Origin of the sequence: Providencia sneebia DSM 19967 (genome assembly GCF_000314895.2) — a bacterium.
GTDB lineage: Bacteria > Pseudomonadota > Gammaproteobacteria > Enterobacterales > Enterobacteriaceae > Providencia > Providencia sneebia.
On record NZ_CM001773.1, the window covers coordinates 1610845 to 1629664 of the forward strand.

Annotated in this window: 16 protein-coding genes, 1 pseudogene and 1 other annotated feature; of the genes and pseudogenes, 6 read left to right on the forward strand and 11 right to left on the reverse strand. The window is 37.0% G+C overall.

Going from position 1 to position 18820, the window contains the following annotated elements; translation table 11 throughout:
- The 6 genes from hisH to OO7_RS06485 all read right to left on the reverse strand — a co-directional run bounded on the left by hisH (position 1) and on the right by OO7_RS06485 (position 5698).
- The gene (gene hisH / locus OO7_RS06460; protein WP_008915152.1) at positions 1-597 is read right to left on the reverse strand and encodes an imidazole glycerol phosphate synthase subunit HisH; all 597 of its coding nucleotides are present in this window, start codon (positions 595-597) and stop codon (positions 1-3) included.
- Positions 597-1664 carry a bifunctional histidinol-phosphatase/imidazoleglycerol-phosphate dehydratase HisB gene (hisB, locus tag OO7_RS06465; RefSeq protein WP_008915153.1) on the reverse strand — a complete coding sequence of 356 codons (1068 nt, stop codon included), beginning with the start codon at positions 1662-1664 and terminating at the stop codon, positions 597-599. Before hisB ends, hisH begins: the two co-directional genes overlap by 1 nt.
- Positions 1665-1685: 21 nt before the next feature.
- On the reverse strand, positions 1686-2756 hold the full coding sequence (gene hisC / locus OO7_RS06470; protein WP_008915154.1) for a histidinol-phosphate transaminase: 1071 nt from the start codon (positions 2754-2756) through the stop codon (positions 1686-1688).
- Positions 2740-4077, reverse strand: coding sequence for a histidinol dehydrogenase (gene hisD, locus OO7_RS06475; protein WP_008915155.1), 1338 nt, complete (start codon positions 4075-4077; stop codon positions 2740-2742). The genes hisC and hisD overlap by 17 nt, the downstream gene beginning before the upstream one ends.
- 5 nt (positions 4078-4082) lie before the next feature.
- Entirely contained in the window at positions 4083-4985 is a 903-nt protein-coding gene (gene hisG, locus OO7_RS06480; RefSeq protein ID WP_008915156.1) for an ATP phosphoribosyltransferase, read from the reverse strand.
- A 41-nt stretch (positions 4986-5026) separates the two neighbouring features.
- Positions 5027-5155: a sequence feature (His leader region), on the reverse strand.
- A gap of 312 nt (positions 5156-5467) precedes the next feature.
- Positions 5468-5698 (reverse strand): hypothetical protein, encoded by a 231-nt coding sequence (locus tag OO7_RS06485; protein ID WP_008915157.1) that lies wholly within the window; start codon positions 5696-5698, stop codon positions 5468-5470.
- A gap of 197 nt (positions 5699-5895) precedes the next feature.
- Between OO7_RS06485 and OO7_RS06490 the strand changes: the two genes are divergently transcribed.
- Positions 5896-6723: an SDR family oxidoreductase gene (locus tag OO7_RS06490; RefSeq protein ID WP_008915158.1), complete on the forward strand. Its 828-nt coding sequence runs from the start codon at positions 5896-5898 to the stop codon at positions 6721-6723.
- Here the strand turns inward: OO7_RS06490 and OO7_RS06495 are convergent, their stop codons facing one another.
- Positions 6724-7347, reverse strand: coding sequence for a glutathione S-transferase family protein (locus OO7_RS06495; protein WP_008915159.1), 624 nt, complete (start codon positions 7345-7347; stop codon positions 6724-6726).
- A 240-nt stretch (positions 7348-7587) separates the two neighbouring features.
- On the opposite strand from OO7_RS06495, the gene OO7_RS06500 reads away from it, so the two are divergent.
- Complete coding sequence (locus tag OO7_RS06500; RefSeq protein WP_008915160.1) at positions 7588-8793, forward strand: serine hydrolase; 1206 nt, start codon at positions 7588-7590, stop codon at positions 8791-8793.
- Positions 8794-9302: 509 nt separating this feature from the next.
- Positions 9303-10682, forward strand: coding sequence for a hypothetical protein (locus OO7_RS06505; protein ID WP_008915161.1), 1380 nt, complete (start codon positions 9303-9305; stop codon positions 10680-10682).
- Positions 10683-10942: 260 nt separating this feature from the next.
- Here OO7_RS06505 and OO7_RS06510 read toward each other — a convergent pair.
- From OO7_RS06510 to OO7_RS06525, 4 genes and pseudogenes are all read right to left on the reverse strand, one after another.
- Positions 10943-12309: pseudogene (locus OO7_RS06510) on the reverse strand (L-serine ammonia-lyase).
- Positions 12310-12478: 169 nt separating this feature from the next.
- On the reverse strand, positions 12479-13795 hold the full coding sequence (locus OO7_RS06515) for an HAAAP family serine/threonine permease (RefSeq protein WP_008915164.1): 1317 nt from the start codon (positions 13793-13795) through the stop codon (positions 12479-12481).
- 992 nt (positions 13796-14787) lie between these two features.
- On the reverse strand, positions 14788-15396 hold the full coding sequence (ybjG, locus tag OO7_RS06520) for an undecaprenyl-diphosphate phosphatase (protein ID WP_008915165.1): 609 nt from the start codon (positions 15394-15396) through the stop codon (positions 14788-14790).
- Between the two features lie 491 nt (positions 15397-15887).
- Positions 15888-16151 carry a GrxA family glutaredoxin gene (locus tag OO7_RS06525; protein WP_008915166.1) on the reverse strand — a complete coding sequence of 88 codons (264 nt, stop codon included), beginning with the start codon at positions 16149-16151 and terminating at the stop codon, positions 15888-15890.
- Positions 16152-16366: 215 nt separating this feature from the next.
- On the opposite strand from OO7_RS06525, the gene OO7_RS06530 reads away from it, so the two are divergent.
- From OO7_RS06530 to rlmC, 3 genes are all read left to right on the forward strand, one after another.
- Positions 16367-16696 (forward strand): YbjC family protein, encoded by a 330-nt coding sequence (locus tag OO7_RS06530; protein ID WP_008915167.1) that lies wholly within the window; start codon positions 16367-16369, stop codon positions 16694-16696.
- Between the two features lie 137 nt (positions 16697-16833).
- Complete coding sequence (locus tag OO7_RS06535; protein WP_008915168.1) at positions 16834-17334, forward strand: YbjN domain-containing protein; 501 nt, start codon at positions 16834-16836, stop codon at positions 17332-17334.
- An 11-nt stretch (positions 17335-17345) separates the two neighbouring features.
- On the forward strand, positions 17346-18476 hold the full coding sequence (gene rlmC / locus OO7_RS06540; RefSeq protein WP_008915169.1) for a 23S rRNA (uracil(747)-C(5))-methyltransferase RlmC: 1131 nt from the start codon (positions 17346-17348) through the stop codon (positions 18474-18476).
- Positions 18477-18820: the final 344 nt, after the last annotated feature.

Sequence of the window (18820 nt, forward strand, 5' to 3'; positions counted from 1 at the left end):
TTATGACATCTCCAAAAAGTTTTGGATGAGGCGTGAACCCGCAGCACCAGAGCGTTCAGGGTGAAATTGCACACCATAAAAGTTATCTTGATTTACTGCGCTACTAAATGCATTGCCATATTGTGTTTGGGCAATGGTATTTTCTGAAATTGGCATGGAATAACTGTGCACAAAATAGAAGTAAGCATCATCATTGATCCCTTTAAATAGCGGATTACCAGCTAGTGGTTTGACTTGGTTCCAACCACTATGCGGAACGGGTAGGCCATTAGCATCCATTTTTTGTACTGGACTTGGGATTAAATCAAGTAAAGGAATTGGTGTTTCACCTTCATCACTGACGCTGCCCATTAATTGCATTCCTAAACAAATACCTAATACAGGTTGAGTAAGTGCTTTTATTAATGGCACAAGTTCACGTTCTTGAAGTTGTTGCATAGCAGCACTTGCTGTTCCAACACCCGGTAGGAAAACCTTATCAGCTTGTAAAATCGTGTTGGTATCTCGGCTAATTTGCGGCTCATAGCCTAGGCGCTTTATCGCATAGGCTACGGAGGACAAATTAGCACAGCCAGTATCAAGAATGACAACATTCATCAAAGCACTCCTTTTGAACTCGGCAATGTATCTCCTTCAACACGGATTGCTTGGCGTAATGTACGGCCAAACACTTTAAATAAGCTTTCGGCTTTGTGATGATCGTTTTTACCTTTTGTTTTGAGGTGTAAAGTACAACCCATAGCATAAGAAAGAGAGCTGAAAAAGTGTTCAATCATTTCAGTACTCAGGTCACCAACGCGTTGGTATTTAAATTCCGCTTTATATTCAAGGTGAGGGCGGCCAGAAATATCAAGGGCACAACGCGCTTGGCACTCATCCATTGGCAGCACGAAACCAAAACGTGCAATACCGCGTTTGTCACCAAGCGCCACTCGCAATGCTTCACCCAGAGCTAAACCAGTATCTTCAACGCTGTGGTGATCATCAATAAATAAGTCGCCTTTAACATCAATGTTTAGACGAAAACCGCCATGTGTGGCAATTTGGTCTAACATGTGGTCAAAGAAACCCACTCCAGTATTAATTGTGCTACCACCTTCTCTGTCTAACCAGACCTCAACGGTAATATTGGTCTCTTTGGTGACACGCTCGACCAGAGCATAACGGTCACGTTTGGTTAATTTGTCAGTGATCGCAATCCAATCAAGTAATTCAGGGTTATATTGCAAACCTTGAATTCCCATATTTTCAGCAAGCTGTAAATCAGTTTCGCGATCGCCAATCACATAACTATTTGCGGTATCTAGTTGCCCATCAGTCAGATATTTTTCAACTAAACCTAATTTTGGTTTACGACATTCGCAATTATCCGCAGGTTTATGAGGACAAATTAAAACTTCATCAAAGTTGATTCCTTGTGACTCAAAAACTTGCATCATTAAGTTATGCGGTGGCTCAAAATCAGCAGTTGGGAAACTATCTGTCCCTAATCCATCTTGATTAGTGACCATAATCAAACGGTAGTTAGCTTTTTGGAGTGCTAACAAACTGGGTATCACTGCTTTTTCAAAGGCTAATTTAGTTAAGCTATCGACTTGAAAATCTGTGGGTGGCTCAGTAATTAATGTCCCATCACGATCAATAAACAGTATTTTTTGGCTCATGAGAATTTCCTATTTTCAGATTTAGCAAAGGGCTGCGATAGCTTCAATAACGCGAGTATTTTCAGTTTCTGTTCCGATAGTAATACGCAAACAGTTAGTCAAACCGGGTTGTTTGCCTTGGTCACGAAGAATAATGCCTTGATCCCAAAGTGCTTTGAATACTTTATTGCCATCCGTAAAGTGTACTAAAATATAATTGGTCTCACTTGGGTACACTTTTTCAACAATAGAGAAATCCTTTAGTGCTTCACTTAACGCAATCCGATTTTCTGTCACCATGGCAACACGACGTTGCATCTCGGCAATTCCTTCCTTATTCAAGGCTTGAGCTGCAATCATGGCAACGGGGGTTGATAACGGATAAGGTGCAATAACCTTTAACAGCATTTCAATAATTTCGGCAGATGCAATGGCAAATCCACAACGTAAACCTGCTAGCGCAAATGCTTTAGAAAGTGTTCTTAATATGACTAGATTCGGGTATTTTTCGAGCCAACTGGTGACACTATATTGTGGGCAAAATTCAATATAAGCCTCATCAACAACCACTAGCGCACGACCTGCAGTCAGCTCAAGAACGTCAACTAACTCTTGATTATCAATTATGTTACCCGTCGGGTTATTGGGGCTACAAATATAAACAAGTTTTGTATTGGTAAGGTTTTCGCGTATCGCATCAACATTTAATGACCAATTAGGCAACGTAGCAATTTTCTTTTGCTCTACACCAAATGCTTCTGCGCTAACACTGTACATGCCATAGGTTGGTGGGCAGAACATCACCGCATCTTTTCCCGGCTCACAAAATGTGCGGATCAACAATTCAATCGCTTCATCAGCACCGCGACAAACAAGCACTTGTTCTGGCGCAACATCAGCATACGCCGCATAGTTGAGAATAACATCAACAGGTTGGCACTCAGGGTAGCGGTTGAGATTTTGTTGATTAAATTGATATTCTGGCGCTATAGGATATTCGTTTGCATTCAGCCAAACATCACCTTTTCCTCCTAAGCGACGGGCGGATAAATAAGGCGTCATCTCTTTGACATTTTCTCGAGCAAGGTTTGCTGCATTAAAATTTTGGCTCATTATCCACCCCTAATCCTGTTTTTTTGAGTTCATTAACACGCAGTGTGACGGCATTTTTGTGAGCGGTGAGGCTTTCAGCTTGGGCTAATGTTTCAATTGTTGTTGCAAGCCCTAATAAACCTTGAGCAGAGAGTTTTTGCACTGTCATACGCTTCATAAAATCAGCAAGACCTAAGCTTGAATAAGTCGAAGTATAGCCGTAAGTCGGTAGAACATGATTGGTGCCAGATGCATAATCTCCTGCTGATTCAGGTGACCAATCACCAACAAAAACAGAGCCTGCATTGGTGATGCTATTGACTAAATCATCAGCATTGCGTGTTTGTAAGATCAAGTGTTCAGGGCCATAACGATTACTAATTTCAACACATTGTTCAACTGAATCAGCAATGATCACTCGGCTTGATTTAAGTGCTTCTCTCGCAATATTTGCACGAGATAACAGGGCAAGCTGTTTTTCAGTTTCATCAACAACACGTTGAGCAAAATCAGCATTATCAGTCAATAAAATAACTTGTGAATCAGGACCATGTTCAGCTTGCGATAAGAGGTCTGAAGCGGTAAATGCTGGATTTGCTAAGCTATCTGCGATGACAAGGACTTCAGATGGACCTGCTGGCATATCAATGGCAGCACCATCATGAGTTTGGCTGACTTGGCGTTTTGCTTCAGTGACATAAGCATTGCCCGGGCCAAAGATCTTATCGACAGAAGGAATACTTTCAGTTCCGTATGCCATCGCAGCAATAGCTTGGGCGCCACCGACTTGGAAAATCTCGGTGATATTGCAAAGTTTTGCTGCATATAAAATTTCATCCGCAATAGGTGGCGGTGAACATAAGATGACTTTTCGGCAACCTGCAATATTGGCTGGAATACCTAACATCATGATGGTTGATAACAGTGGCGCAGAGCCGCCCGGGATATATAAACCAACTGCATCAATAGGTCGAGTGACTTGCTGACAAATTACACCCGGCTGTGTTTCAACACAGATAATTTCAGGTTTTTGCGCTTCATGAAAACGGCGAATATTGTCAATTGCCGTTTTCATCGCGAGTTTAATGTCATTGCCAAGACGAGATTCTGCCTCATCAACTAATTTAGCAGAAACTGGAATCGTTGAAATTGCTGTTTTATCAAAACGTTGACTTAATTCAATGATCGCTTTATCACCTTGCAATTTTACTTGTTCAATAATCTGTTTTACTGTTGAACTAATATTATCTGAAGCGGCAATCGCAGGGCGAGTGAGTAATGCCTTTTGTTCATCAGCACTGCATGTCGACCAAAGAATAGGTTGGTTAAATCCCGTTTCCATTAGCATTACTCCATCATTTTTTCAATTGGTAGAACGAGAATGGAACTTGCTCCTAATGCTTTGAGTTTTTCCATTGTTTCCCAGAATAGCGTTTCGCTACTGACCATGTGCATTGCAACGCGATTCTGATCGCCCGCCAAAGGAAGTAATGTTGGTCTTTCAGCGCCCGGCAATAATGCAATGATTTCTTCTAGGCGCTCACTTGGCGCGTGTAGCATGATGTATTTAGATTCACGAGCTTGTATAACACCTTGAATGCGCGTCATCATGCGGTCAATGAGTTGTTGTTTATCGGACGACATTTCGCCATCACGTTGAATGAGGCAAGCTTTAGAACGATAAATGACTTCAACTTCTTTAAGACCATTAGCTTCCAGTGTTGCACCTGTTGAAACAAGGTCACAAATAGCATCAGCGAGACCGGCACGAGGCGCAACTTCAACAGAACCATTCAATAAGCAAGATTTAAATTGAATGCCTTTTTCATCAAAATAGCGTTTTAGTAAGTATGGATAAGAGGTGGCGATACGTGAGCCATTTAAACATTCTGCATTGGTGTAATTAAAGTCAATAGGTGCGGCAAGAGAAAGTCGGCAGCCACCGAAATCTAAACGGCGTAATGTTTTAAAATTACATTGGCTATTACCTTGGGCGCGACGGCTTAATAACTCTTCTTCAAGCACGTTTTCACCGATAATACCTAAGTCAACGACATCATCCATGACTAAACCGGGGATATCGTCATCACGTACACGAAGTAAATCAATAGGCATATTTTCTGCATAAGCAATCAGTCGTTGCTGCTGTAGATTAATTTTAACGCCGCAGCGAGCGAGCAGTTCTCTTGAACCATCACTTAGGCGACCAGATTTTTGAATTGCAATTCTTAACCGTGATTTGTCTAACATAAATTTACCCTGCTTATTCTGTAATATCTTTTTGATTAATAATAAAAAAACCCTCGGAAGATTATCTTCCGAGGGTTCTCTTTAATTTCGCATTCAGCCACCGGAAGAGTTGTTGATCGTCTTCCAGCACACATCGCCCAAAAGACTAATCAGGATGATGGTGATGATGATGGTTGCGTGAAATACGAGTCATAATAACTTCCGTTCTATAAAATTAATGATTATGTTAATTGCTTAAACATTCAATACATATCAACCTATCCGATTTGTGCTATGTAATGCAACCTTTTTTTCAAAATAAACAATAATAATTTTATCATGGTTATTTATAGTGATTAATCGCTTAAATAATTTAAACTCGGCAATAAATAGGTTAATAAGGTAGAGAGATGATTAGCTGAATAATGCATGCCAGAGCTTATGAAGTTAGTAACCGTTGTCATGAGTTAATGTTCATGGCATAAAATAGATTTTTATAAAGATTATTCTTTAATGCATTGTTTTTCTTTTATTTTTTGATGAAACCGTGCTCGTGATATTGCTTGGTTTAAATGCATTAAATTATTCTCAACTGCCGATTTGTTTTTTCTTTCATTTATGCGCTTTGATTTGTCATTTTTCGCCAATGTTAATGTAAATATTTCCTTGTTGATATAACGGCTTTTTTCAATCTTTGATATAAAAAAATGAGATGTAATTTGTTGTTTTATCATTATAACAGACCCTATTAGATAACTTGGAATAGTTGAGATCAAATCATAAAATTCAGTCGCTTTAAATTGAATTATTGAGAATTATTTGGCCTTTTTAGCTGAGAAAGTCATTATCATTAATAAGAAAAATTTCTTCTTTTGGAATAGAGTTCAATATATTCAAAAAAATCTTATAAACCCTACTAAGAAGGTGCGAAATGAAGAAAGTGACAATTATTGGATTAGGTTGGTTAGGATTACCATTAGCAAGTGCTCTGTTAGCAGAGGACATTGTTGTTGCTGGTAGCAAAACAACATCTGATGGCGTGGCGGCTGCGCGTGCGATTGGTATTGATTGCTATCAACTACAATTAACACCTGAATTAGAGTGCGATACTGAGGATTTGCAGCAATTAATGGAAGATAGTGATGCGGTTGTGATTTTGTTACCGCCTTCTAAGGTGAGTGTAACCGCTTATATTGATGCTATTCAGCAACTTGTCGATACAGCAATAGCATTTCGTGTACCGCGGATTATTTTTACTTCATCAACATCTGTTTATGGCAATGTATCCGGTGAAATAAGTGAAGATAGCGCACGCCAAGCAGAAACACGTTCAGCTCAGTCATTAATTGATGTTGAAAATTGGCTACATGCATTACCTAATATTTCAGTTGATGTGTTGAGACTCGCTGGATTAGTCGGTGATCATCGCCATGCCGGGCGTTTTTTAGCAGGAAAAACCGACCTTAAAGGTGCACTGCAGCCTGTCAACATTGTGCATCAGGATGATGTGATTGAGGCTATTAAATTGTTACTACGTCAGCCTTCTGGTGGACATATTTACAATCTTTGTGCTCCAGAGCATCCGAGTAGAGCTAATTTTTATCGCCAAGCGACGCAAGCATTACATCTTGAACTGCCTGAATTTATGGAAGAAAAAGAGAAAATAAATGGCAAAATCGTTAATGGGAATCGTATTTGCCATGAATTGGGGTTTGAATATCAGTACCCAAACCCACTCAATATGCCAATGAGTATTTAACTATTTTAATGGCATCATAACTATTTTTTGGAATGCAGGGCGTGTTTTTAATTGATTATACCAACGTTCTAAATTGTTAAATTCAGGACGTTCTGATGCTATTTCACGCCAAGGATAAAAATAAGGTGCCAGAGAAATATCGGCTATACCAAATTGTTGTCCCGTAAAATAAGCTTGTTCAGCCAGCGCATCATCGGCAATTTTCAATAATTTTTCGATGTTTTGATAAATAGTGAGAGTAACTTGAGGGTCACGCTCAGATTCTGCAACACGTACGATTTTATTCATCATCTGTTTAATATAATCAAATAAACTTCCACAGCCCCAATCCATCCACTTATCTGCTGCTGCTCTTTCTTGTAAATTTTGTGGCAATAATAAGTGAGAATGATCAAACTTTTCCGTAAGGTAACGTAAAATGGTATTCGATTCCCACAGGGTAAAGTCATCATCCTGTAGAGTTGGGATTGTACTATTGGGATTTAATTTCTTATATTCAGGTGTATCAAGCCCGCCAAAAGGGCCACCAACATCTTTTTGCTCATAAGAAATATTTAATTCCTCAAGACACCAAAGGACTTTTTTTACATTTGAAGAATTTTTACGACCCCATACAGTTAGCATAACTTTCCTCGCGATTTATTGTTGTTGTGCACTGACTTAAAGATAAGTGAATCTGTATTATATAAATAATTGATATTATTTGCTGATATAACGGTCATATTTCACGTTATGCCTGTAACATATTTAATTCACTCTATTTTCTTGGGCTAGGTTTAGTATTGTTATGGTGTAGTTTCTTGTAGTAAAAATCCCTATATTAATAGAGAATTAATCGTTTTTATATTCTTAAAGGAGTAACCGATGAGTAAAAAGTTTTTATCCGTAAAGGCTCGCTATCTTGGAACTGGATTGGGTCTTTTAGTTGCTGTGAGTAGTTATGTTTATGCAGCAGAGACGCCGGTTGCTCCACAGATTGATGCTAAAGCTTATGTGTTAATGGATTATGATAGTGGAAAAATTTTAGCATCAGGTCACCCAGATGAGCGGCTTGATCCTGCTAGTTTAACCAAAATGATGACAAGTTATGTGATTGGGCAAGCTATTAAAGCGGGTAAAATCACTCCTCAAGATATTGTCACCGTTGGAGAAGATGCATGGGCAACGGGCAATCCTGTTTTGAAAGGCTCTTCTTTGATGTTTTTAAAACCTAAAGATAGAGTCTCTGTTCTTGATCTCAATAAAGGGATTGTTATTCAATCAGGTAATGATGCCAGTATTGCACTAGCTGATTATGTGGCAGGCAGCCAAGATTCATTTGTCAGTTTGATGAATCAGTATGTCAAACAATTAGGGTTAAAAAATACGCATTTTAAAACCGTTCATGGTTTAGATTCAGAAGGTCAATATAGTACAGCGCATGATATGGCTATTCTCGCTCAAGCCATGATCCGCGACGTACCAGAAGAATATGCGTTACATAAAGAGAAAGAGTTTACCTTTAATAAAATTCGTCAGCCAAATCGTAACCGCTTATTGTGGAATCAAAACCTCAATGTTGATGGCGTGAAAACAGGTCATACAAGTGGAGCCGGCCATAATTTAGTTGCTTCAGCGACAGATGGGCCAATGCGCTTAATCTCAGTTGTTTTAGGTGCACCGAGCGACCGAGTCCGCTTTACTGAAAGTGAAAAATTATTAACTTGGGGTTTTCGTTTCTTTGAAACAGTAACGCCAATTAAAGCCGATCAAACTTTGCAAGTTCAAAGAGTCTGGTTTGGCGATAAATCTGAAGTTGCATTAGGGGTAGAAAAGGATGCAGCAGTCACTATTCCTAAAGGGCAATTACAGAATTTAAAAGTCAGTTACGAATTGAGTGAACCTTCGATTGAGGCACCGTTACACAAAAACCAGGTTGTCGGAACAGTCAATTTTATATTGAATGACCAAATCGTTGAGCAGCGCCCTTTAGTCGTGAAAGAAGATGTTGAAGAAGCGGGTTTCTTTGGTCGTATTTGGGATTATATCGTCAAAACGGTGAGTGGCTGGTGGAGCGCTATTTTTGGTTAATTTAAGCTCAGTGGGTTTTTAGTATAAAAAAGGGAGCATGTATTGCTCCTTTTTTAATGTTCAGCTCATTAAAAATAAATATCGCTAATCAATTATAGTGTTCAAAATAATAGACTATTATTAAAGTTAAAAATATAAAAACACTCTTTCCATTATCAATTGTTTTTATCAAATATATTTAATTAATTGCATTTTCTATCAAAGAATAGTCAATAAATATATTGATTATTTAAAATATCTTAATATCTCGGTAGTCCGCGTTTTCTATTAATAAATTGAATGATAATTTTAAATTTCATAGTGATATTTTTATTAAATTAAATATTTTTAGTTGGATTATTTTGTGTTTATTGGGTTTTTACAGATAAACTACAATTGCAATATTTTACTTTTAAATTAATATCTATCAAATCTTTTACACTTAATTTTATTAATGATTATTAGTTATAAAAGATAATATGTTTTATAAATGGATTTAACATGTGTATTTAAAACGGAGAATGATATTTATGGCTATGACACTTGAACAAAGAAAACAGCAATTACGTGCAAAAAAAACAACTCAAGGCATTGGTGAGAATGAGGTGATTGGCGGTAACGCTAATAATTATGGCTATAATAACGGTGTAGTTGAAGGTGGAATGGCTGTTGATCAAGGGTTAGGTAATGGTGTTATTAATGGTGGTAATGCTATTAATAACAATATAAATGAAAGCATTATTAATGCTGGTAGTGTTATAAATAGTGGTCTTAATAATAGCTATGTTGTTGGGGGTAATGCGAAAAATGATGGTGTAAATAAAAATAATTTATTAGCGGGTAGTGCAAGCAATGATTTTGGCTCAATTAATAAAGAAGAATCATTTATACAGGGTGGGGATGCATTTAGGAATATTCAGCAATATGTTGATACGTATAGTAATACACAAAATCAATTAAACCAAATGCAAGAGGATTATGTAAAAATAAAGGCACAATTAGAAACAGGTATAGTTGGTGACCATACTCTATCGCAGTCAGAAAAACAGGAACTAGAATTATTATTGAAAGAAAAGAATGATAAAATTGTTAGTCTTACCAATCAATCATCAAAAAAAGATAGCTTAATTAGGGATATTACCGCACAACTTGAAGCTGCAAATAAACAAACTGAAGAGCTAAAGGAAAGTTTATATGAGGCTAATGGTAAAAAAAATTATTTATCGGAAAAAGTTGCAGATGCTCAGAAGGAAATTCATGAACTAAATGAAAATATTGAAAAATATAAAGATATTATAAATAATCATGAAAATGATAAATATGAACTAAGTAAAAAAGTTAGTGATCTAGAAATTGAGTTAGATAAGAAAAAAGGTGAACTGGAGAAAAATCATCAATTAATTGAACAAAATAAAGAAACTATCTCCAAGATTAATGCTGAGATTGACGCAATAAAAAATGAATACGCTAAAACAGAAGATAAACTTAAAAAACAGTTAGATGAAACAATGGAAAAAGTTTCAACGTTAGAAAAAGAGGGGAAAGAGAAACAGCTTGAATGCGCACCTACAATTAAAGAAAATCCTAAAAAAGGGTCAGTAACAGAAACAATAAAGGCTAATGAAAAACCGAGTTCTTCTATTGTTAATGGTGGATGTGTTCAAAATACTGGCACTAATGCAGGTTTAATTCATGCAGGTAATAGCCAATCAATTACCATGAATAATGAACTTAATATCAATAATAATTATTTTTCTAATGTTAATATGACAAATAAATTGAGTGAATCAATGAATAGTTTTGGTTGCTCAAAAGAAAGTGTTAGTTGTCAAGTATTAGGTCGAGTGGAATGTAATGCTCAACCTGTTATTCCTGTGGTTGCAAGTAATCTTTATTCTTTAGTTTGCTAATAATTTATTCGATGCTATAAAAAAATGCCTGCTATGCAGGCATTCAGACTGCTGACAAACATATTATGTTTGGCGGCAAGTCATATAGGTTTTGAAAATAAGCAAGGAAAATCAATACATTGATTTTCGACTGATAACACAAAGCGGGAAAAACCACGCTTTTATCCCGCTTTGTCAACAACCTCAATGCCTGCTATGCAGGCATTTTTACCAGAAAAATAATGATGTTAATAAAAATACTATTCATAAAATAGTCAGATTTATTCACACTGCGCAAGTTTAATCGCTAGCCCACCTTGTGAGGTTTCACGATATTTAGCATTAATATCTTTACCTGTTTCATACATGGTTTCGATGACTTTATCTAAACAAACGCGAGGATCACTGACTCGGCGTAACGCCATTCGAGCCGCATTAACCGCTTTAACGGAAGCGATGGCATTGCGCTCAATACAAGGCACTTGCACTTGCCCGCCGACAGGGTCGCATGTGAGACCAAGGTTGTGTTCCATGGCTATTTCTGCGGCGATGCACACTTGCTCAGGGCTTCCGCCCATAAGTTCTGCTAAACCTGCGGCTGCCATCGAACAAGCAACACCAACTTCACCCTGACAACCAACTTCTGCACCGGAAATAGAGGCATTCATCTTATACAGGGAGCCAATGACACCGGACACAAGAAAGTAGCGCGTATAAGAGTTTTCATTGACTGGGCGAATGAATTTATCATAGTAAGCTAAGACTGCGGGGATAATGCCACAAGCGCCATTTGTTGGGGCGGTAACAACCCGACCACCCGCTGCATTTTCTTCGTTGACAGCAAGCGCATACATATTGATCCAATCAATGACTGCCATCGGGTCAGTGCTCGTATTGTCAGTGGTGACCAGTTGGCGACGTAATGCCGCAGCACGGCGAGGAACACGCAGTGGGCCAGGGAGCAAGCCTTCAGTTGTCACACCGCGCTCAATACCCGCTTTCATGACATCCCACACAGCCGTAAGATATTGAGAAATTTCGTCTTTGCTATGCAAGGCTAATTCATTTTGCATCACTAAGGCAGAAAGCGACAAGCCTGTTTCTTTACAATGCTTTTGTAGATCAGCAGCATATTTATAGGGATAAGGAACTTGAACAGATTGATCATCTGATTGACCAAAATGTTCCTCATCAACAATAAATCCACCACCAATGGAATAATACGTTTTTTATAAATAACGTTGTCTGCATTAAATGCAGTAATTGTCATACCATTTTCATGTAATGGTAAATTGGTTGAATGAAAATTCATTCCACCTTGAGTTGGAAATTCAACTTCATGTTGACCATTTGCGAGTAATAATTTGCCACTTTCTTCGACATGGCGAATAAACGCGGGAATAGCATCTATATCAACAGTGTCAGGTAAATTTCCAGCAAGCCCCATAATAATTGCTGTATCAGTAGCATGCCCTTTACCTGTCAAAGATAAAGATCCATAAACATCAACTGAAATACGAGTTGTTGATGTCAGTATATTTTGTTGGATGAGGTCATCAATGAATTGTTTACCCGCTTTCATTGGGCCAACGGTGTGAGAACTGGATGGACCGATACCAATTTTAAAGATATCAAATACGCTAATCATATTCAGCGCTTCCTATATTAAGTATTTAATATTCTCGATGTGTTATGTCGTCTATTTCGACATCGACCAAAAAAGTGAAGAGAATTGGGTATTCATTTGGGCTACCCAATATATTTATCGGGTAGCCTTATTTTTTATATAACTAGGTACTAATGTGGTGAACTGTGAATTAGATAAACAGTTTGTATGTTGCAGCAGAGATAGCAATTAAACCCATAATGACAATGAAGACATTGCTAATTTTGCCAGAGTATTTGCGCATTGCAGGGACTTTGCTGATCGCATACATTGGCATCAAGAATAGAATGATTGCGATAACTGGGCCACCAAGGCTTTCGATAATTTCCAAGACGCTAGGATTTAATGTTGCAACTAACCAAGTTGTGACCAACATAAAGATTGCTGTACCACGGTTTAGTTTGCGAACATCAATTGTTTTGCCTTTTGCGCGGTAAGCACGTTCAACTAGACCATTGAAACCTTCACGAGCACCTAAATAGTGACCAAGGAATGATTTGATGATAGCAACGAATGCAATGATTGCCGCAGCAAATTTGATGAAAGGTTGGTCAAAGTAACCAGAAAGATAATCAAGGATACTGATATTATCATGTTTTGCTTGTGCAAGGTCTGCTGATGATAAAGTGAATACACAGCTGAATACAAAGAACATCACTGTGAATACCATCAGAAGATGTGCAGAAGCTAAAATACGTGAGCATTTTTGTTCAGCTTGATCACCGTATTCTTCACGTTTAGCAACTGAGAATGCAGAGATAATAGGTGAATGGTTAAATGCAAATACCATGACCGGAATGGTTAGCCAGATAGTGATCCAAATACTTTGACCGCCTGTATTTTTTGCAGCTTCCGCAATGCCTTCCATTGTCAGAGTATCAAGAACCGCACCATTCCAGTGTGGAATCATATATAAAGAGAACGCAAGAAGAACGGCAATGAATGGGAATACTAACAAACTCATGACTTTAACAATATATTTCTCACCGAAGGAAACAATTGCCATAATCCCACCAACTAAAATTAAAGCCAGCAACCAGCGAGGTGGTGCAGTAAAGCCCATTAATTCAGTTAGGAATTTATGCACGTTATTTGTAATAGAAACACCGTAAACGAGCAAAATAGGGTAGATAGCGAAAAAGTAGAGAAGGGTAATCCAGTTACCTGCGGTACGGCCGAAATGTTCTTCAACAACTTCTGTAATATCGCCATCTGGTTTTGAACCAGAAAGAACAAAACGGGTTAATCCGCGGTGAGCAAAAAATGTCATTGGGAAAGCTAAGACCAGCATCAAAATAACTGGAATCAATCCACTCATACCGGCATTAATAGGCAAAAAGAGAACACCAGCACCGATCGCTGTACCGTATAGCCCTAGCATCCATACTGTGTCTGTTTTACGCCAAGCTCGTGCATCTCTGGTTTGCGAGGCTTTTTTGTCGATGGAACCAACTTGAGTTGTATCCATAATAGTCTCCGAAATATAAAGTCAAAAAATGAGGCATTCTATGCGAAGGTATTTTCCTTCACTAATGTTTTAATCTTTTGGTACGAACAAATTATCGTCAAATAGAAAGTGAAGATTTTTGTTTCTGCGTAACAATCTGATTGGAAATAAAAATAAAATCGATACTAAATTCATTTTCAATCAGTTTTGTTAGTTTTATATGTAAATTTGATAAATAGGTTTTGAGGGCGTGAATGTACACAATGTCAGGATAATTCACCGTGATCATACTCTCAAAAGAGAAAAAAGTCGTGATATCTTACATTTTATCGATTTTTGTAAATTTGTTAAGATATTTAGCTTAAGGTTAATTGATTGGTTTTTTATTAAGCTGAATATAATAATACTCACAGAAAGAGATATGTAAATTTATATCCGGACAAAAAAATATTATTATATTAATAAATTTATTTTTCTAATTTTAATTTATTTGTATTAAGTCATTTTTTTTAAACTCACACTGATATAAGTTATTTTTTATTCTTTATTGTATTATTTAATTGACTGTTATTATTGTGTTTTTAGTGGATTTGGCAAGTGATTTCGCCGTAAATTAGTTATTATTTTTATTCAACCATGACTATAAATACTTTAATGAATTCAAACATAATTCGTAACTAAAGTTATTACTTTTTTTTCATCGCGAAAAAAAATAAAGAAACGTAACAAAATGTTTGTTGTTTATTTGTTAATGTGATTTCAGTGTTGCTCTCTTTTTATTCATTAATAGCGCTAAAAAATAAAGATAAATATTGATACAGCTCAATATTTAAAATATAGCTAATGAACTAAATGATGTTGTTTCAGCATTCCATATTCTGTGTTATTGCATGATTGTTTGTTTTAATGAAGAAAATAAATATCTCAACTGACAAATTTTGTTCATCAAGATATTGGGCTAACGCATTATTTGGTTATTAATAACGCGTCAACACAGTAAAAAAAGAAAGAGATTAAGCTTGCAACCAACCTTTACGGATTAGAGCTCCAAAGACGATATGATAGAGGTGGTTAAGAGGCGCTTGAATTTTATAACCTATTGCTGACCACAATATTTGAGCCAAACCACATGCAATAATACCTAGAATAAACGCTGCAATCATATCTAATGGCCAGTGAACACCTAAGTAAATCCTTGACCAAGCAATGGCAATTGCTGGAACTAACATCAGCAATCCAACCCAAGTTCTGAGCCAGAATAAAAATGCGAATACAAAAGTAAAGACAATTGTTCCATGATTACTTGGGAAAGATGGTGTTGGTTCATGTTGTAAGAAATTGGTACCAATTTGCATCATGAATGGTCGATCATGAGGTGCGACTAAACCTATTAGCCATGAAATAATTAATCCAATCACTAAAGCAAAGGCAGTTTTACAAACAAAAGCACGCTGGCGAGTCATATCTGGCTTCGCGCCCCAAAACCAGCATGCCACGGTAAATAGTGGGAAAAGTAGAATTAGACGTTTGGCAATAAAAGCGGCGACAGCAATAGTGCCGCTTGCTGTGTCAGGCACCGCATTGATGAGATTAAAAAGGTCAAGGTTAAATTGTTCCAGCACGTTAATGCACCTCAGGAAATGGAAATCATAAAAATTAAGGTGAAAGGGTAAAGTCTCTTAGAGAGTAGGTAAAGTCTCTTTATCTTAATATTTGTCAATTAAATGCTTGGTTGATGTTTTGTTTGCCATCGTTGTCATAAACTGACAAAAAATAATAACCATTCTGATTGGTCATATCGCAACGTTTTGAATGTCAGCCAGAGAATGGCAGTAAAAGGGGAGCAAGAAAATGGATGTGGAAAATAGACAACAAAAAACCCGATAGCAATAAAACAAAAATTTGGCTATCGGGCTCCTCAATATGGGGACATCAAAGAAAAGCAGTGGCATAACTTATGACCGACATAAAGTAAGAAAGTTCGCAAATATAGAGGAAAAAGTGATTTATTTTTTCTACTGGCGGGGAAATAGCACAAATAGAATAAGCGAAGCGGGGGATTCTTTATCAAACGATGAAGTTTGCTTCGCCTGAATGATTCACAAGTTATTGATTATTGATAGAGTCCAAGGTGCTCTTTGGCATAAGCTTCAAAATCAGTGCAACCGCCAATGTGTTTTTCATCAATAAAAATTTGTGGAACAGTTAAAACTTCTTTGCCTATGGTTTTTGAGAGGTCTTCTTTTGTGAGGCCTTCGGCATGAATATCGACATAGCGATAGTCAAAATCATCACGTTCGTTCTTCAGTTTTTCAGCGAGATCTTTAGCTCTAACGCAATATGGGCAGCCTGGGCGACCAAAAATAACAGTGTACATAGAATCTCCTTTTTAGACTAATTCTGATTTTATCCACAAGTTTTATACTATGCCTATATTGGAAAAGAAATAAAAGATGATTTTTCCTTTTGTTTCTATAGGTCTGGCAAATTATTCGTTAATATAGTCAAAATAATATGAATTTCGCTTCAATATGATGGATGATGGCAAAAGTGAAAGATAATTTGTCACCAACTGTGAGTAAGGATTAGTTGATGAGTAAAAAGCCGCAGACTGAAATGAGATCACTGTCTGATCTCCCAAAGCCAATTTTAATTCTTGAAGCATTAGGAATAATTTTGCTTGTCATTGTATTACTTGCAATTAATGGCTATGTTGAATTGCCCGATGTTCTCATGCAAAAAGGCGCTTTTATTACCATGGTATTGATTGCAATAGGGTGTTTAATACCCGCAACAATCAATATTGTGTGGCGAGCAATTCATGGTTTAAGTTTTTTGGGGATTGATAATCAAAAGACATCTAAGAGCGAAAATTTACAAGATAAATCAGCAGGTCAAAAAAAGGATGAAAAGAATGATTGATCACAGTTTTACTAGCATTTTTAGCGTTAATGTGTGAAAATCATCCACTTTTCTTGCTTTAGCATGTATGTATTATTTCACGTCACAAGCAATGTTTTTCAGTTATCACTTTTGAGTTGAAGAAGGTTATATTATCCATGGATTCTATTTGTTACCCAGACATCCCGAAATTTCGTGAATGGCTAGATCAACTCAAAACATCATATTTCGAGTGCGATTCTTGCGCTGCATTACATTTGCCTCATATGCAAAATATTGAAGGGATTTTTGATGCGAAGCTCGACATCGTCAATAATGTGTTGGTACTTTCTGCATTGGCAGAATTAAAACCAACAGCAATAGTGACATTAGTTGCCAATATTAGCCAAATCAATGCCAGCTCACTAACCGCAAAAATTTTCCTTGAGATCAATAATGAAAACTTGCCTAAGTTGATTGTGAGCCAATCTTTTTCCCTTGAAGCGGGCATGACTTATAATCAATTTTGTCATTTTTTACAGCAAGCAGAAGACCAAATTTCTTCAATCGTCTTTGAAATCTATAGCAATAACTTGCTGTATGCGAATCACGATGAAATTGATGAAGAGGGCATAGACCTTGATGTTGATAATGACACTCCTCCCGTAATTATTCATTAGTTCCCCATATTATGTATTGTGAAAAATATCAGGCAGGAGAATGCCATTCCTGCCAATGGCTTGAAATGCCAGCTGAACAACAGATTGAGTTAAAACAAAAAAACTTATCCTTACTGTTACCATTTTTAGCCAAGTCTGCTTATCAAACTCCCGTATCAAGTCCACAAAAGGGGTTTCGTAATAAAGCAAAAATGGTGGTGAGTGGGAGTGTAGAAAAACCCATCTTTGGCATTATTGGTTCACATGGGGAAGCTGTAGATTTAACGGGTTGCCCACTTTACCCTGATGATTTTTTAGCTATTTTTAATGTATTAAAGCCATTCATTGCCAGGGCTGGGCTAACACCTTATAACATTGAACGCAAACGGGGTGAGCTAAAATATTTGTTACTGACCAAAAGTCAGCATACTGGGCAATTTATGCTGCGTTGTGTCTTACGTTCTGAAAAGAAACTAGAACAATTAAAAAAATCATTGGGTTGGTTACAAGAACAGTTACCTCAATTAGCTGTGATCACTGTGAATATTCAGCCAATTCATATGGCAATTCTTGAAGGTGAACACGAAATTTTTCTGACGGAGCAGCATGCTTTGCGGGAAGAATTTAATCGAGTTCCACTATTTATTCGACCAAATAGCTTCTTTCAAACAAACCCAGTCGTTGCAGCAAGCTTATATCAAACCGCACGTGAATGGGTAAGAGAACTTAATATCACAAGTTTATGGGATCTCTTTTGTGGTGTCGGCGGTTTTGGGCTGCATTGTGCTGAAAAGAATACAAAGTTAACTGGAATTGAAATTAGCGCGCCTGCAATAGCAAGTGCAAAACTTTCAGCCCAAGAGTTAGGGTTACAACAAGTTGAATTTCAAGCACTAGATTCAACCAAATTTGCAGTTCATAAAGCGGATGTCCCGCAATTGGTTTTGGTTAATCCACCAAGACGAGGCATTGGCAAAGCACTATGTGATTATTTAGCGAATATGCAACCTGATTATATTTTATATTCAAGTTGTAATGCTCAAACAATGGCAAAAGATATTGAACATTTGACGGGGTATCAAATCGCTAAAATACAATTGTTCGATATGTTTCCACATACTGCCCATTATGAAGTGTTGGCACTATTAGTTAACCGGAAATGAGATTAAGCCATGACTTTCAAATTTCGACTTTTCAGAAGGTAATGGTTTTTCTTTTTTAAACAAATAATTACGCTATCGCCAAATCAGTTTAAAAATACGCTAAAACAAGATAAAGTTTTTTTGTACAATATTGATGTTGAAAAACTAATTTTTAGTTCCTCTCTTTTCTATATTTCCCATTCTAAAATCTACTGGTTGCATTGAGTTGTATTCATAATGAAGGCGTGATTAGCCTTCAATATTCATTAGATACAAAATAATTCAGCGATAAATGATAAATATCATTTGCTTGCCTCTTTGATTTTATGTATTTTTATTCACTATAAATGCATAATTAAAGAGAG

Coding starts and splice junctions, on each gene's coding strand:
- hisH (WP_008915152.1), bottom strand. CDS start 597: ATGAATGTTGTCATTCTTGATACTGGCTGTGCTAATTTGTCCTCCGTA.
- hisB (WP_008915153.1), bottom strand. CDS start 1,664: ATGAGCCAAAAAATACTGTTTATTGATCGTGATGGGACATTAATTACT.
- hisC (WP_008915154.1), bottom strand. CDS start 2,756: ATGAGCCAAAATTTTAATGCAGCAAACCTTGCTCGAGAAAATGTCAAA.
- hisD (WP_008915155.1), bottom strand. CDS start 4,077: ATGGAAACGGGATTTAACCAACCTATTCTTTGGTCGACATGCAGTGCT.
- hisG (WP_008915156.1), bottom strand. CDS start 4,985: ATGTTAGACAAATCACGGTTAAGAATTGCAATTCAAAAATCTGGTCGC.
- OO7_RS06485 (WP_008915157.1), bottom strand. CDS start 5,698: ATGATAAAACAACAAATTACATCTCATTTTTTTATATCAAAGATTGAA.
- OO7_RS06490 (WP_008915158.1), top strand. CDS start 5,896: ATGAAGAAAGTGACAATTATTGGATTAGGTTGGTTAGGATTACCATTA.
- OO7_RS06495 (WP_008915159.1), bottom strand. CDS start 7,347: ATGCTAACTGTATGGGGTCGTAAAAATTCTTCAAATGTAAAAAAAGTC.
- OO7_RS06500 (WP_008915160.1), top strand. CDS start 7,588: ATGAGTAAAAAGTTTTTATCCGTAAAGGCTCGCTATCTTGGAACTGGA.
- OO7_RS06505 (WP_008915161.1), top strand. CDS start 9,303: ATGGCTATGACACTTGAACAAAGAAAACAGCAATTACGTGCAAAAAAA.
- OO7_RS06515 (WP_008915164.1), bottom strand. CDS start 13,795: ATGGATACAACTCAAGTTGGTTCCATCGACAAAAAAGCCTCGCAAACC.
- OO7_RS06525 (WP_008915166.1), bottom strand. CDS start 16,151: ATGTACACTGTTATTTTTGGTCGCCCAGGCTGCCCATATTGCGTTAGA.
- OO7_RS06530 (WP_008915167.1), top strand. CDS start 16,367: ATGAGTAAAAAGCCGCAGACTGAAATGAGATCACTGTCTGATCTCCCA.
- OO7_RS06535 (WP_008915168.1), top strand. CDS start 16,834: ATGGATTCTATTTGTTACCCAGACATCCCGAAATTTCGTGAATGGCTA.
- rlmC (WP_008915169.1), top strand. CDS start 17,346: ATGTATTGTGAAAAATATCAGGCAGGAGAATGCCATTCCTGCCAATGG.